At 64.4% G+C, this 14,417-nt stretch carries 9 protein-coding genes; 8 read left to right on the top strand and 1 reads right to left on the bottom strand.

The features are described 5' to 3' along the window. The first annotated feature begins 172 nt into the window (after positions 1 to 172). The 4 genes from AC1RDJ_RS07165 to AC1RDJ_RS07150 are packed head-to-tail and all read left to right on the top strand — an operon-like array spanning position 173 to position 8,696. Positions 173 to 3,670: a response regulator gene (locus AC1RDJ_RS07165; protein ID WP_493027061.1), complete on the top strand. Its 3,498-nt coding sequence runs from the start codon at positions 173 to 175 to the stop codon at positions 3,668 to 3,670. Positions 3,671 to 3,713: 43 nt separating this feature from the next. Further along, the gene (locus tag AC1RDJ_RS07160) at positions 3,714 to 4,592 is read left to right on the top strand and encodes a CheR family methyltransferase (protein WP_493027060.1); all 879 of its coding nucleotides are present in this window, start codon (positions 3,714 to 3,716) and stop codon (positions 4,590 to 4,592) included. After that, positions 4,589 to 5,779: a hybrid sensor histidine kinase/response regulator gene (locus AC1RDJ_RS07155; RefSeq protein ID WP_493027059.1), complete on the top strand. Its 1,191-nt coding sequence runs from the start codon at positions 4,589 to 4,591 to the stop codon at positions 5,777 to 5,779. Before AC1RDJ_RS07160 ends, AC1RDJ_RS07155 begins: the two co-directional genes overlap by 4 nt. 7 nt (positions 5,780 to 5,786) lie before the next feature. Continuing rightward, entirely contained in the window at positions 5,787 to 8,696 is a 2,910-nt protein-coding gene (locus AC1RDJ_RS07150) for a hybrid sensor histidine kinase/response regulator (protein WP_493027058.1), read from the top strand. On the opposite strand, the gene AC1RDJ_RS07145 is transcribed toward AC1RDJ_RS07150, so the two are convergent. Then, the gene (locus AC1RDJ_RS07145) at positions 8,693 to 11,947 is read right to left on the bottom strand and encodes a PAS domain-containing protein (protein WP_493027057.1); all 3,255 of its coding nucleotides are present in this window, start codon (positions 11,945 to 11,947) and stop codon (positions 8,693 to 8,695) included. The two genes, AC1RDJ_RS07150 and AC1RDJ_RS07145, sit on opposite strands and share 4 nt — an antisense overlap. An 80-nt stretch (positions 11,948 to 12,027) precedes the next feature. On the opposite strand from AC1RDJ_RS07145, the gene AC1RDJ_RS07140 reads away from it, so the two are divergent. The 4 genes from AC1RDJ_RS07140 to AC1RDJ_RS07125 all read left to right on the top strand — a co-directional run bounded on the left by AC1RDJ_RS07140 (position 12,028) and on the right by AC1RDJ_RS07125 (position 14,381). After that, positions 12,028 to 12,933 (top strand): alpha/beta hydrolase, encoded by a 906-nt coding sequence (locus AC1RDJ_RS07140; RefSeq protein WP_493027056.1) that lies wholly within the window; start codon positions 12,028 to 12,030, stop codon positions 12,931 to 12,933. Then, entirely contained in the window at positions 12,930 to 13,442 is a 513-nt protein-coding gene (locus AC1RDJ_RS07135) for a hypothetical protein (RefSeq protein WP_493027055.1), read from the top strand. The genes AC1RDJ_RS07140 and AC1RDJ_RS07135 overlap by 4 nt, the downstream gene beginning before the upstream one ends. 130 nt (positions 13,443 to 13,572) lie before the next feature. Beyond that, on the top strand, positions 13,573 to 14,118 hold the full coding sequence (locus tag AC1RDJ_RS07130; RefSeq protein ID WP_493027054.1) for a hypothetical protein: 546 nt from the start codon (positions 13,573 to 13,575) through the stop codon (positions 14,116 to 14,118). Then, positions 14,115 to 14,381, top strand: a complete 267-nt coding sequence (locus AC1RDJ_RS07125) for a hypothetical protein (protein ID WP_493027053.1) — start codon at positions 14,115 to 14,117, stop codon at positions 14,379 to 14,381. The genes AC1RDJ_RS07130 and AC1RDJ_RS07125 overlap by 4 nt, the downstream gene beginning before the upstream one ends. Positions 14,382 to 14,417 lie beyond the last annotated feature (36 nt).

Here is a 14,417-nt window from a genome sequence, read left to right as displayed (position 1 = left end):
CTGGCGAACTTGAACATGGCCCGCATCGCATTGTTCGCTGCCTCGCATACACAAGTATTACAGCAATGAAACTAGCGCAAGGCTGCTATGCTAGCGCACGCTATGCGCAATCCGCATAAATACTTGCATTTCCATTAAAATTGATTTTTTGCACCAGCCCTTACCGGACATGATGAATACCAAGACCCCGATCGACTCCTTCAGCTTTCGCCGCATCCTTGCCCGCAACGTCACCCTGCCCCTGGTCATCGGCGTCGTCACGGCCCTCGTATTCGTCGGCCTGATCGCCTACCTGCTGTCGGCGCTGCGCTCGGTCGAACATTCCGAAAGGGTCATCGGCAATGCGAATGAAGTCATGAAGCTGTCCGTCGACCTGGAAACGGGCATGCGCGGCTATTTGCTGACGGGCGACGAAACCTTCCTGGCGCCGTATAAATCGGGCAAGGCAAAGATCGCCGTCGAGATGAATACCCTGCTCGAGCTGGTCTCCGACAGTCCCGTCCAGGTGGACCGCCTGCGCCGCATCCGCGCGCTGCAAAACCAGTGGATGGAATACGCGGAAAGCGTCATCGGGCAGCGCCGCAGCAACCAGGAATTTCTCGCGCGCGTGCGCCAGGGCGAAGGCAAGCTGGAATTTGACGAGATCCGCCGCGAATTCCTGTCCTTCCTGTCCATGGAGCAGCGCTTGCGCCAGGAGCGCGGCGATACGGCCGAAAGCCGCACGGTGCTGGCCGTGGTGGTGTTCCTGCTCCTGAGCCTGGGACTGTCCGGTCTGCTGGCCTACCTGGGCCGGCGCGAACTGCTGCGCCTGTCCGACATCTACAATGAGGCGCTGGAACAGCGCGGCAAGGATAACGACGTGCTGCAGGAACAGGCCTGGCTGCGCACGGGGCAGACGGAGCTGGCCGCGCATACGAGCGGCCAGCTGGCCTTGCCGCAACTGGGACGGCAAGTGCTCGATTTCCTCGCCAACCGCCTGGACGTGGCCGTCGCCACCATGTATGTAATCGATGACGACGGCAGCCTGCGCCGCACGGCCGTCTACGGTTTCAACGAACAGGGCGTGAAGGACAAGCAGGTATTCAAGCTGGGCGAAGGCCTGGTGGGCGAAACGGCGCGCGAGAAACGGCTCAAGCACATCAAGCAGGTGCCGCACGATTACCTGACCGTAACGTCCGGCCTGGGCCATGGCGCGCCGCTGGAACTGGTATTGACCCCCGTCAACAACGAGGGCGCCGTCAACGGCGTGATCGAGCTGGGCTTCACGCATCCCGTCAGCCAGCGCGCGAAAGAATTGCTGAACCTGATCGCCGCCAATGTCGGCACCTCGCTGGAAGCGGCGCTGTACCGCCAGCGCCTGCAAAACGTGCTGGAAGAAACGCAGCAGCTGAATGAAGAGCTGGAAGTGCAGCAGGAAGAGCTGCGCACGGCCAACGAGGAACTGGGCGAGCAGTCGCGCGTGCTGGAGCAGTCGCAGGCCCACCTGGAAGAGCAAAAGGCGGCGCTCGAACAGTCGAACGAGCAGCTGGCCGTGCAGGCACTGGCGCTGGACCAGAAGAACATGGCGATAGTCCAGGCGCATGCCCAGCTCGAGGCGCGCGCCGAAGAGCTGCAGCGGGCCAGCCGCTACAAGTCCGAATTCCTGGCGAACATGTCGCACGAACTGCGCACCCCCTTGAACAGCTCGCTGATCCTGTCCAAGCTGCTGTCCGACAATAGCGGCGGCAACCTGACGCCCGAGCAAGTGACGTTTGCGCAAACCATTTATTCGGCCGGCAACGACTTATTGACGCTCATTAACGATATCCTCGACATTTCCAAGGTCGAGGCGGGCAAGCTGGAACTGATGCCGGACACCGTGCCCTTCGATGAACTGCTGAGCAGCATGCGCATGCTGTTCGGTCCGCAGGCGCAGCAAAAGAAACTCGCCTTCAACGTCAGCGTGGCGCCGGATGCGCCCGCGTCGTTTGTCAGCGACCGCCAGCGCCTCGAGCAAATCCTGAAAAACCTGCTGTCGAACGCCATCAAATTCACGGATGCGGGCACGGTGGCCCTGCAGGTGAGCACCGATGACGGCGGCAACGTGCGCTTCCAGGTGCAGGATTCGGGCATCGGCATCGCCGACGACCAGCAGCAAAAGATCTTCGACGCCTTCCACCAGGCCGACGGCACCACCAGCCGCCGCTATGGCGGCACGGGCCTGGGCCTGTCGATCTCGCGCGACCTGGCAGCCTTGCTTGGCGGCACCATCGAACTGGCCAGCACGCCTGGCCAGGGCAGCACGTTTACCCTGGTCCTGCCGCCGGCCATGCCGCAGCGCGCAGCGGCGCCGGACGCCCTCGCGCCCGCTACCGTCACCGTCCAGCCTGCCGTGGCGCGGCCAGCCACCGTAGCCGCCGCGCCGAAAGCGGTGCCCGCCGCCAAGCCCGTGCCTTTGGCCACCTTCCAGGATGACCGCGACAGCGTACCGGCCGGCAAGAGCGGCCAGCGCTCCGTGCTGGTGATCGAGGACGAGCCCTCGTTTGCCGGCATCCTGTTCGACCTGGCCCACGAAATGCAGTACCGTTGCCTGGTGGCACATGGCGCCGACGAAGGCTTGCGCCTGGCCGAGCAGTTCCTGCCCGACGCCATCCTGCTCGACATGGGCTTGCCTGACCGTCCCGGCTTGCTGGTCTTGCAGCAGCTGAAGGAAAACCCGCTGACGCGCCACATTCCCGTGCACATCGTTTCCGGCAACGACCAGGTGCAGGAAGCCATGCAGCTGGGCGCCATCGGCTACGCCACCAAGCCGCGCACGCGCGAACAGCTGAAGGACGTGTTCCGCAAGCTCGAATCGAAGTTCACGCAAAAGATGAAGCGCATCCTGCTGGTCGAGGACGATGAACGCCAGCGCGAAAGCGTGGTGCACCTGATCAGCGACGACGACGTGGAAATCACGGCCGTGGCCCTGGGCGAACAGGCGCTGGAATTGCTGAAGACGCAGATTTTCGATTGCATGATCATCGACTTGAAGCTGCCCGACATCCAGGGCAACGAATTGCTCGAACGCATGGAACACGAGGAACTGTGCTCGTTCCCGCCCGTCATCGTCTACACGGGCCGCAACCTGAGCCGCGAGGAAGAGGCGGACCTGATGAAATACTCGCGCTCGATCATCATCAAGGGCGCCCGCTCGCCCGAGCGCCTGCTCGACGAAGTGACCCTGTTCCTGCACAAGGTGGAGTCCGAACTGTCGAGCGAACGCCAGGGCATGCTGCAGCAGGTGCGCAGCCGCGAACGCGTATTCGAAGGCCGCAAGATTTTGCTGGTCGACGACGACGTGCGCAATATCTTTGCCCTGACCAATGCGCTGGAACAGAAAGGCGTGGTGGTGGAAATCGGCCGCAACGGCTTCGAAGCCATCAGCAAGCTCAATAGCGTGGACGATATCGACCTGGTGTTGATGGATGTCATGATGCCGGGCATGGATGGCCTGGAAGCGACGCGCTTGATACGCGCCGACGGCCGCTACAACAAGCTGCCCATCATCGCCATCACGGCCAAGGCCATGAAGAACGACCAGGAAGAGTGCCTGCAGGCAGGCGCCTCCGACTACCTGGCCAAGCCGATCGACCTCGACCGCCTGTACTCGCTGCTGCGCGTGTGGATGCCGAAGATGGAACGCATGTGATGGCGCGCCTTTCGCCTGTTTCGCACAGGATGGAGCGGCACTGATGTCCGCGCGCCACACGGATGCGCAACTGCAGGCGCTGATGGAAGCCATCTATCAGCGCTACAGCTATGACTTCCGCGACTACACGCTGCCCTCGCAGCGCCGGCGGCTGAACCATGCCCTGGACCGCTTCCAGTGCGCGGACCTGCCCGCCATGCAGCAGCTGGTGATAGACGACCCTGCCGCCTTTGGCCGGCTGCTGCAGATTTTGACCGTGCCCGTCACGCAAATGTTCCGCGACCCGGCCTTTTTCCTCGCCTTGCGCGAAGATGTCGTGCCCGTGCTGAAAACCTACCCGTCGCCAACCATCTGGGTGGCCGGCTGCTGCACGGGCGAGGAAGCGTTGTCGCTGGCCATCGTGCTGCACGAGGAAGGCTTGCTCGAGCGCAGCCGCATCTACGCCACCGACATCAACCCGCAGGCGCTGGCCACGGCCGTGCGCGGCACGTATCCGCTGCACCGGATGGAAGAGTATGGCAACAACTACCGGGAAGCTGGCGGCCTGGGCCAGCTGGCCGAGTACTACACGGTCGAGCACGCCACGGCGCGCTTCCCCCGGCAACTGCTCGACAAGATCAATTTCGCCGACCATAGCCTGGCGACGGACAGCGTCTTTGTTGAAACGCAATTGGTGCTTTGCCGCAATGTACTGATCTATTTCAACAAGCAGCTGCAGGACCGCGCGCTGGGCCTGTTTCATGAATCGCTGTGCCACCGGGGCTTCTTGGGGCTGGGCAGCAAGGAAAGTCCGCATTTCACCCGTTTTTCCACCGAGTTCGAGCCATTGCCCGGCGTCGAAAAACTCTACCGCAAACGCGCGCCATCGCGCGCCGCGCCCTCTTACGCTGGACGGCAAAGCCATGCCAGGAATGACACATGATGACTGAAACCAGTACCAAATTATTAATCGTCGACGACTTGCCGGAAAACTTGCGCGCGCTCAATGCCCTGATACGCGAGAGCGACCGCAGCGTCTACCAGGCCTCCTCGGGCGAGGAAGCGCTGGCCCTGCTGCTCGAACACGATTTTGCGCTGGCCATCCTCGACGTGCAAATGCCGGAAATGGATGGCTTCGAGCTGGCGCAACTGATGCGCGGCACGGAAAAGACGCGCCACATCCCCATCGTCTTCGTCACGGCGGCCGGCAAGGAAATGAATTTCGCCTTCCAGGGCTATGAGAGCGGCGCCGTCGATTTCCTGCACAAGCCGCTCGACATCAATGCCGTGCAAAGCAAGGTCAACGTGTTTGTCGCCCTGCACCAGCAGCGCAACGAAACGCGGCGCCAGGTGCAGGCGCTCGAGTACAGCCGCCAGCAGCAGGAAGCGCTGCTCAAGGAATTGCGCGCCACCCAGGCCGAACTGCAGCGCTCGCTGCGCCTGCGCGACGAATTCATGTCCATGGTGGCGCACGAATTGCGCACGCCATTGAACACCCTGTTCCTGGAAACCCAGATGCGCACCGTCAACCTGGAGCGGGGCAACCTGGCCGCCTTCGAAGCGGATAAGCTGAACAAGATGGTGGCCCGCGACGGGCGCCAGATCCGCAGCATGGTGCGCCTGATCGACGACATGCTCGACGTTTCGCGCATCACCAGCGGCAAGCTGTCGATACGCCGCGAGCCGGTCGACCTGGCGTGCCTCGTGCGCCGCGTGGCCGACGATCTGGCCCACTATGCGGCGACGACGGGCAGCGTGCTCGAAGTGCTGGCCTTCGAGCCCATCCACGGCTACTGGGATGCCTTCCGCGTGGAACAGATCGTTGTCAACCTGATCAGCAATGCCTTGCGCTACGGCCAGGGCCAGCCCGTGGAAATCAGCCTGGCGCACACGCAGAACAGCGCCGTCATCGAAGTGCGCGACCATGGCATCGGCATCAGCGCCAAGGACCAGGAACGCATCTTCGACGCCTTCGAGCGCGTCATGTACCAGGACCGCTCGGGCGGCCTGGGCCTGGGCCTGTTCATCACCAAGCAGCTGGTCGATGCGCACGGCGGCGCCATCACCCTGCAAAGCCAGCCCGGCAGTGGCGCCCTGTTCAGCGTCACCCTGCCGCTGGCAGGAAGCTGAGGCCGGCATGACGGAACACCGCACCACCACCGGCCCCAGCGGCGTGGCCTTCCTGCTGCAACTGGAGCGCCGGCTGCGCCTGCTGCACGACACGGGCGCCATCCTCGCCCTGTCGGCGCAAATGCTGGGCCAGCGCCTGGGCGCGCAGCAGGTCGCCTGTTTCGACATTGACCAGACCCTGCAATGCCCCACCCTGCAACATGCATGGAGCGATGGCCTGGCGCCGGGCGCCGCCGGCGAATACTTTCTCGGTGACTATGCCGCCGGACTGGCCGACACGCTGTCGGCCGGCCACGCACTGGCCGTCAGCGACGTTGCCAGCGACCCGCGCACGGCCGCGCCTGCCGCGCTGGCCACGTTCGCGCGGCTGGGCATACGCGCCTTCCTGAACATTCCCATCGCCAAGGATGGCCGGCTGGCGGCCCTGTTCGTCGTCCACAGCCGCGCCGCCCGCATCTGGCGCGCGGACGAAATCGAACTGGCCGTGCAAGTGTCGGAACGGGTCTGGTCGACCATTTTGCGGGCCCAGGCGGAAGAACAGCTGCGCCTGCTCAGTGCCAACATGGAACAGCAGGTGGCCGAGCGCACGCGCGAATTCGGCCGAACCTGGCGAGTCAGCCCCGACCTGCTGGGCGTGCTCAACCTCGACGGCTATTTCGAGCACTCGAACCCCGCCTGGCAAGCCACGCTGGGCTGGTCGGAAGAGGAAATCCGCACGACGAAGTTCCTGGAACTGATCCACCCTGACGACTTGAAGCGCACCTATGCGGCGTGGGAGGCGGCCAACCAGGGCCAGCCGGCGCTGCGCTTCGAGAACCGCTACCGCCACAAGCACGGCGGCTGGCGCTGGCTGTCGTGGGTGGCCGTGCCCGAGGGCGACAAGGTGTATTGCAGCGCGCGCGACATCAGCGTGGAAAAGAAGCTGGAAGCGGACCTGGCGGCACGCAACAGCGAACGCGAAAGGCTATGGCGCAGCGCGCACGACCTGATGGTGGCCGTCGATGCCGAATATTGCTTCGCCGCCGTCAACCCGGCCTCGGCCGCCATCCTCGGCTGGCTGCCCGAGGAAATGCTGGGCCGCAGCGTGTTCGATTTCGTGCTGCCCGAGGATGCCGCCGCCACGCGCCGGGCACTGGCGCAGGTGGCGCAAGTGACGCCGGAAGCCATGCCCAGCTTTGAAAACCGCTACCGCCACCGCGACGGCGGCCACCGCTGGCTGTCCTGGGTGGCCGCGCCCGAAGGCGACCTGGTGTTCGCCACGGGGCGCCACATCACCCTGGAAAAGGAGGCGGAAAGCACCTTGCGCAGCATGCAGGAATCCTTGCGCCACAGCGAGACGGCGCTGCTGCAGTCGCAAAAACTGGAAGCGCTGGGCAAGCTGACGGGCGGCGTGGCCCACGATTTCAACAATGTGCTGCAAATCATTTCCGGCAACCTGCAGCTGCTGCAGATGACCGTGGGCGACGATCCGCGGGCCGCCAGGCGCATCGCCAGCTCCACGGCCGCCGTGGAACGGGGCGCCAAGCTGGCGGCGCAGTTGCTGGCCTTTGCGCGGCGTCAACCGTTGAAACCGCTGGTGACGGACCTGGCGCACCTGCTGCGCTCGACGGAGGACTTGCTGCGCCGCGCCACGGGCGAGACCATCGACACGCGCTTGCTGCTCGATGAAGGCGCCTGGCGCGCCCTGGTCGACCCGCACCAGCTGGAAAACGTCATCCTCAACCTCGCCATCAATGCGCGCGACGCCATGGAGGGCCAGGGCCAGCTGACCATCGAACTCAGCAATAGCGTGCTCGACAGCGCCTATGCGGCCCGCCATGCGGACGTGGTGCCCGGCGACTATGTGCAGCTGGCCGTGTCAGACACGGGCACGGGCATTCCGCCCGAGCTGCTGGACAAGATTTTCGAGCCCTTCTTCACCACCAAGCGCGAAGGCGAAGGCACAGGCCTGGGCCTGTCCATGGCGTATGGTTTCCTGCGCCAGAGCGGCGGCCACCTGAAGGTGGACAGCGTACCCGGCCATGGCAGCACCTTCCGCATCTACCTGCCCCGTTCGCTGGAAGCGGAATCCGAACTGCCGCTGCAGCTCAGTGGACCCGTGCTCGGCGGCAAGGAAACCATCCTCGTCGTGGAAGACGACCTGCAGGTGCAGACGACGGTGGTCGACATGCTGCGCGGCCTCGGCTATTTCGTGCTGCGCGCCAGCGATGGCGAAAGCGCGCTCAACATCATCGGCAGCGGCATCCCCATCGACCTCCTGTTTACGGACGTGGTGATGCCGGGCAAGGTGGCCAGCACGGAGCTGGCACGCCAGGCGCGGCTGCTGCTGCCGGAGCTGGCCGTGCTGTTTACCTCGGGCTACACGCAGGATGCCATCATGCAGGGCGGCCGCCTGGAACCGGGCGTGGAGCTGCTGAGTAAGCCCTACCGGCGCGAAGACCTGGCGCGGCGCATCCGCCATTTGCTGGCCAATGGCCGCCACGTGGCGGGCCTGCAGCAATACCGCGCGCAGCTGGCGCCGCAGCCGGCCGCGCCCGCGCTGCCCGGGGCACGGCCCGGCACGCGTCACATCCTGCTGGTGGAAGACAATGCGGACGCGCGCGCCATGACGGGCGAACTGCTGGCCATGCTCGGGCATGCGGTGCTGGCCGTGGGCACGGCCGAGGAAGCCGTGCCGCTGCTGGGCACGCCTGGACTCGAGTTGCTGCTGACCGACATCAGCCTGCCGCACATGTCGGGCGTCGAACTGGCCGAACTGGTGGCGCGCGAGCATCCGCGGCTGGAAGTGGTGTTTTCCACGGGCCATGCGCCGGCCAATTCCGGCGTGCTGGACCCGGCGGCGCGCTTCCTCGTCAAGCCATTTACCCTCGAACAGCTGCAGCAGGTCTTGCTGCCGCCCGGCAAGACAGGCGCTTAAGTCCCGGGCCGGCGCGCCTTCAGGGCCGCGGCCAGCTCTTCCAGGCTGAACGGCTTGCGCAGGAAACGCGCGCTGGCGTCCTGCATCAGGCTGGCACCCCAGTCGTGGCCGGAAGCGAAGATCACTTCCAGCTGCGGCCAGTGCTCGCGCGCATGGCGCGCCAGTTCCAGGCCCGACATGGTGGGCAGGCTGATGTCGGTGACCAGCACGTCGAGGCCCGGCAAGGCCAGCAGGGGCAAGGCGTCCTCGGCGCTGGCCACGCCATACACGGTATGGCCTAGCATGTTGAGCATTTCCGTGCTCATTTCGCGCGCATCGTCATTGTCTTCCACCAGCAGGATGCGTCGTCCGGACGGGTCGGGCGCGCCCACCAGGCGGCGGTCGGCCAGCAGATGGCGCACCGTGCGGGCCAGGTCTTCGCGCCGGTACGGTTTGCTCAGCAGCTCCACGCCCGGGTCCAGCCGGCCGCCCTGCATGATGGCGTTGTGCGTATAGCCCGAGGTAAACAGCACGGCCAGTTCCGGCAGCAGCAGCCGCGCCTGGCGCGCCAGCTCCTTGCTGCCCACGGGACCCGGCATGACCACGTCCGTAAACAGCAGGTCGACGGCGACGCCGCTGCGCAGCAGGGCCAGGGCCGAGGCGCCGTCGTCCGCGTGCAGCACGTCGTAGCCGAGGCCGCGCAACATGTCGACCACCGTGTGCTGCACGGGCGCGTCGTCTTCCACCACGAGGATGGTCTCGCCGCCGCCCAGCACGGGTCCGGCCAGGCCGGGCGGCGGCTCGGCCAGTTTTTCCAGCGAACGCGGCAGATATATCTTGAAGGTCGTGCCCGCTCCCGGCGCACTGTGCACCTTGATGTGGCCCGCGCTCTGGCGGATGAAGCCGTAGGCCATGGAGAGGCCCAGGCCCGTGCCCTCGCCTTCGCGCTTGGTGGTGAAGAACGGCTCGAAGATCTGGTCGATCACGTCGCGCTCCATGCCGTGGCCCGTGTCCGTGATGGTCAGCAAGACATACTGGCCCGCCAGCACGTCCGCATGCAGGCTGGCATAGGCGGCGTCGAGCGTCACATTGCTCAAGGTAAACGTCAGGCGGCCGCCCCCTTCCATCGCGTCGCGCGCGTTGATGGCCATGTTCAGCAGCACGTTTTCCATCTGGTTCGGGTCGACCAGCGTATGCCACAGGCCTTCGCTGATGAAGGTTTCCTCGGTCACCGCCTCGCCCAGCGCGCGGCGTATCAGCTCATGCATGCGGCGCAGCAGGCGTCCGAGGTCCGTCACCAGCGGTTTCAGCGGTTGACGCCGCGCAAAGGCCAGCAATTGCGACGACAGCTTGGCGCCGCGCTCGACGGCCGAGGCGGCGGAATCGAGGCGTTTCGCCGCCTGCGGGTTGTCGGCCACCGTCAGCTTCAGCAGCTGCAGGTTGCCGGAAATAATTTGCAGCACGTTATTGAAATCGTGGGCCACGCCGCCCGTCAGCTTGCCGATCGATTCCAGCTTTTGCGCCTGCAGCAAGGCTTGCTCGCTGCGCACCAGCGCCAGCCGCGCCTCTTTCTCGTCCGTGACGTCGCGGCCGATGGCGTGGATCAGCTTTTGCGCCGGCACGGCCGTCCAGGAAATCCAGCGGTAGCCGCCGTCGCGGCGCCGGTAGCGGTTTTCCATGCGCAGGGTCGGCGCGCCATGGGCCAGGCGCGACAGGTCCTTCAAGGCCGCCATGCGGTCCTCGGGATGCACGAGGCTGATGAAATCCATGCCCAGCGATTCGATTTCCGGCCGGTCCAGGATGCCCGTCCAGGCGGGATTGACGGCGATGATCATGCCGCTCATGTCGGCCACCAGCATGATATCGGTCGACAGCCGCCACATGCGGTCGCGGTCGGCCGTACGGTTGGCCATCTCCACTTCCAGCGAGGAATTCAGGTAGGCCATCTTTTCCAGCACGTTCTTCTGTTCCTGCACGTCCGTGTTGGTGCCCACCCAGCGCAGCACCTTGCCGGCCTCGTCGAACAGGGGCAAGGCGCGCGCCAGGAACCAGCGGTACTGGCCGTCGCTGGCGCGGCGCATGCGGAACTCGTATTCATAGGCGCTGGACGTGCTGACGGCCCGCTCCCAGCTTTGCTGCGTGGCCTGCATATCGTCCGGGTGCACGCAGTAGCGAAAGCCGCTGGCCACGAGCGACTTCATGGACTGGCCCGTGTAGGCGCAGACCTGTTCATTGACCCAGTAGGTGGCGCCGTTGCCGTGCGCCAGCCAGGCCTGGTTGGGCATGGTCGAGGCCAGCGAACGGAACTGTGCTTCGCTGTCGAGCAAGGCGTTGCGCGCTTGCCAGTGCTCTTCGATATCCTCGCACGAGCCATACCATTTCAAGGGATTGCCCCGCTCATCCTGCCGGCAAAAGGCGCGTGTATGCATCCAGCGGTACTGGCCGTCCTGCCGGCGCACGCGCATTTCCGCCTCGAACGGCTGGCCGCTGCCCACCGCTTCGCTCCATGCCGCCAGGGAATGGGGTACATCCTCGGGATGCAGGGCCTCGAGCCAGCTCGTGCCCAGGCCGCTGCCCCCCGTCCATTCGCGCCAGCGCTGCGCCACATAGTTGAGCTTGCCGTCGATGTCGGCCGTCCAGAGCACCTGGGTGTTGAGCTCGATGGCGTAGTGAAAGTGTTCGCGGCTGTCGTGCAGCTGCCGTTCCAGCTGGCTCCGTTCGATCACATGCGAGGCGACGCGGGCGGCCAGCGCCAGCAGCTCGATCTCGGGCTGGGTCGGGTGACAAGGCGCCTGGAACAGCAAGCCCAGCACGCCCAGGATATGTCCACTGGCGCCGAACACGGGAGCGACCCAGCAGGCACGATAGCCATGCAGCACCGCTTCCTTGCGCCCGGCGCTCCATTGCAAGTCGCGCGTGATGTCGCCGCAGTATGCGGGCGCGCCGGAAAAGGCGGCCGTGCTGAACGGCGATGGCTGTTCGCCGCCGTGGCGCAAGGCCAGGCACAGGTCCTGCGGCAGGCTGGGCGCGGCCAGGCCGCAAAAACGGTCGGTCTCGTCGATGAGGACGAGACAGGCGTGCATGGCTTCGTCGGACTGCGACTCCAGCGCCAGCAGCAAATGTTCCAAAGCATGGGCCAGGTCGACACCGGCGGCGATGCTTCCCAGCGCGCGATGCTCGGCGTCCAGCAATGTGATGATGTTGTTTGCGTGCACCGTGTCGATAAGCGGGTAACTGATGCCCGAAATATACCATGGGGCAACGCTTCCCATAGGAGAAAACCGCATCTCCGGGAGTGATGAGCGCGCCAGCCTATGCTAGAGTGTTGCTCTTCTCTCAAGCGTAATCGCACATGACCATGTCCCTGCCGCCCTCCCTGATCGCCACCGCCCTGCTCGCCGCCAGCCACGGCGCCGTCGCCGCTCCCATGAGCCTGGACGATTACCTGGCCCTGCATGGCCCCGCGCCCACGACACGGATCGCCTATGGCGCGGCGCCGTCGCAGTACGCACAGCTGTTCCGGCCCGAAGGCAGCGGACCGTTTCCTGTCGTCGTGCTCGTGCATGGCGGCTGCTGGACGGTGGCGTTCGGCGGCATCACGCAGATGCGCAACGTGGCCGGCGCCCTCGTGGCGCAGGGCATCGCCGTGTGGAATGTCGAGTACCGGCGCGTGGACGAGGCAGGCGGCGGCTATCCCGGCACCTACGAAGACATGCACGCGGCGCTCGACAGCCTGCAACAGCATGCGCTCCAGTACCAGCTCGACACGGGCCGCATCGTGGCCATGGGCCATTCGGCGGGCGGGCAGCTGGTGCAATGGATCGCCGGGCGTGAAAAACTGCCGCGTACCAGCCCCCTGTACCGCGACAAGTTCTTGCCAGTAAAAAATATCCTGAGCCTCGGCGGCCTGGCCGACCTGCGCCACGAGAAAGACTTGATCAAGAGCAGCTGCGAGCGCGATATGGTGCAACTGGCGGGCAGCGCCAGCAATGATCGTCCCGACATCTACAGCGACACCAACGCGGCCGACCTGATGCCCAACGGCAGCCGCACCGTGCTGGCCACGGGCGAACTCGACACCATCTCGCCGCCCCGCGTCGCGCACGACTATGCGGCCAAGGCGAAGCTGGCCGGCGACCATGCGGAAGTACTGATACTGCCCGGCGCCAGCCATTACGACGAAATCGCCGCGACGTCGCCCGCGTGGCGGATGATCTTGCCGGTGATCAAACAGATGCTGGGGATGGAAGCACAATGAAACACGCCATCGCCTGTGCCATGCTTGCCGCCTGCTCCGTCATGGCGTTCGCCGCCGACACCACGTCACTGGAAAGCGGCTTGCTGCATGCCTTGCAACTCAAGAAGGGCACGACCGAGCGCACGGGCACGTCCGGCCAGGCCATCGAGGCCTATATGCGGGCTGGCCTGGTCGGCAAGAAGCCCAACCAGCGCGCCGACTACACCGACTACTACCTCTTGAAGACACCCGCCCCCTTCCTCGGTCATGAACTGGTGCTGATCGAGGAGGAGTACATCACGCAATACATCGGCTGCTGCGTCAGCCCCGGTGCGGGAGTCACGGTGAAGGTGCATGGCAGTACCAGGAACCTGGAACAGTTTGCCCGCGCCAACCGCTGCACCCTGAGCGATCATGTTGATCTGGCGCATGAACTGCGCGAGGTGGCGATCAGGAACAAGGTCCCCAAGGGGCACTATGCATCCCTGAGCTGCCGCGAGCGCGATGCCAAGCGGGATGATGATTCATGACCGTTCCCCGCGTGGCCAGCCTGTCCGTGCAGATGGCGCCGCCTGGCGCGGGTCAGTACGGAGCAGCCGTGGGGCATTGCGTCTGTCTCTGGGGAAACGGTGTTCAAGGTGCCGGATGCGCAAATCATTCATGAAAATCAATGAACAAACCATGTTGAACGCTGTCGAGGCTGCCCTGCTGGATGATGACGGCTCCTGCCGGGACATCAACTTTGCGGAATGCATCTCGACGTCTGGTGCTATCGGCGTCCTCCATGTTCTGGCTGCTTACTGGCAGCTAAGGCAGGCGAAAACCTACAGCGGCGAAGACATTCCATACGCGGCATTGGCCCGCTTCCTGGAACAGCGCACCGGCGCACTGTCGACGCTATGGGACGATGGCAGCAATCCCAAGCACATTCAGGCGTTCTTCTACTGGGACGCCGCAGGGAGCATATTCTGCGAACTTACCTTTTTCCCGCAAGACTTTGATCGCGCCCATTTTTCACTCGATGAATTTTTGCGGATGTTAAGCAAACTGGTCAGTGCCGCCCACAGCAAGGAATACTATGTGCGATTCGAGAATGCATCCTGGCAACACGGCAAACCAATGAAGTATGGGAATGTCATTCTTTCTCATAAGACGTTTCCACTGCCAATAGCCGGAGCGGCCATGAATGCGAACGGAACGATATGAGGCAGTATGAAACCATCGGTGACGCCCTTCTTCTGGCTCGCGACGTGCTGGACAGGTCGCTCGATGCCAACCAGGGCTGCGCCCTGATAGCAACCATCGCAGGAAAGCTTGGACATCCTCCATCGCTGGAAGACTTCACGGTGCTGGCGCACGAACAAACAGGGCACCAGTGTTTTGGCATTGCGGCAGAGGATTGTTTCGATGAGATTTTCTCGGCCTGTCACAGCCTGCTGGAGGCTGGTATAGCCAAAACTGACGCTTAGAGGCGGGTGTTGAATTGTTCAATCTTTGGCAGTGAG

It is taken from the genome of Janthinobacterium sp. GW822-FHT07H10 (genome assembly GCF_058798675.1).
The sequence above is the reverse complement of the archived record's forward strand: the minus strand, read 5'-3'. Positions and strand labels throughout refer to the sequence as shown.

Bases quoted from the DNA above. Each gene is read 5' to 3' on its own strand.
- AC1RDJ_RS07165 (WP_493027061.1), top strand. From the start codon at position 173: ATGAATACCAAGACCCCGATCGACTCCTTCAGCTTTCGCCGCATCCTT.
- AC1RDJ_RS07160 (WP_493027060.1), top strand. From the start codon at position 3,714: ATGTCCGCGCGCCACACGGATGCGCAACTGCAGGCGCTGATGGAAGCC.
- AC1RDJ_RS07155 (WP_493027059.1), top strand. From the start codon at position 4,589: ATGATGACTGAAACCAGTACCAAATTATTAATCGTCGACGACTTGCCG.
- AC1RDJ_RS07150 (WP_493027058.1), top strand. From the start codon at position 5,787: ATGACGGAACACCGCACCACCACCGGCCCCAGCGGCGTGGCCTTCCTG.
- AC1RDJ_RS07145 (WP_493027057.1), bottom strand. From the start codon at position 11,947: ATGGGAAGCGTTGCCCCATGGTATATTTCGGGCATCAGTTACCCGCTT.
- AC1RDJ_RS07140 (WP_493027056.1), top strand. From the start codon at position 12,028: ATGACCATGTCCCTGCCGCCCTCCCTGATCGCCACCGCCCTGCTCGCC.
- AC1RDJ_RS07135 (WP_493027055.1), top strand. From the start codon at position 12,930: ATGAAACACGCCATCGCCTGTGCCATGCTTGCCGCCTGCTCCGTCATG.
- AC1RDJ_RS07130 (WP_493027054.1), top strand. From the start codon at position 13,573: ATGAAAATCAATGAACAAACCATGTTGAACGCTGTCGAGGCTGCCCTG.
- AC1RDJ_RS07125 (WP_493027053.1), top strand. From the start codon at position 14,115: ATGAGGCAGTATGAAACCATCGGTGACGCCCTTCTTCTGGCTCGCGAC.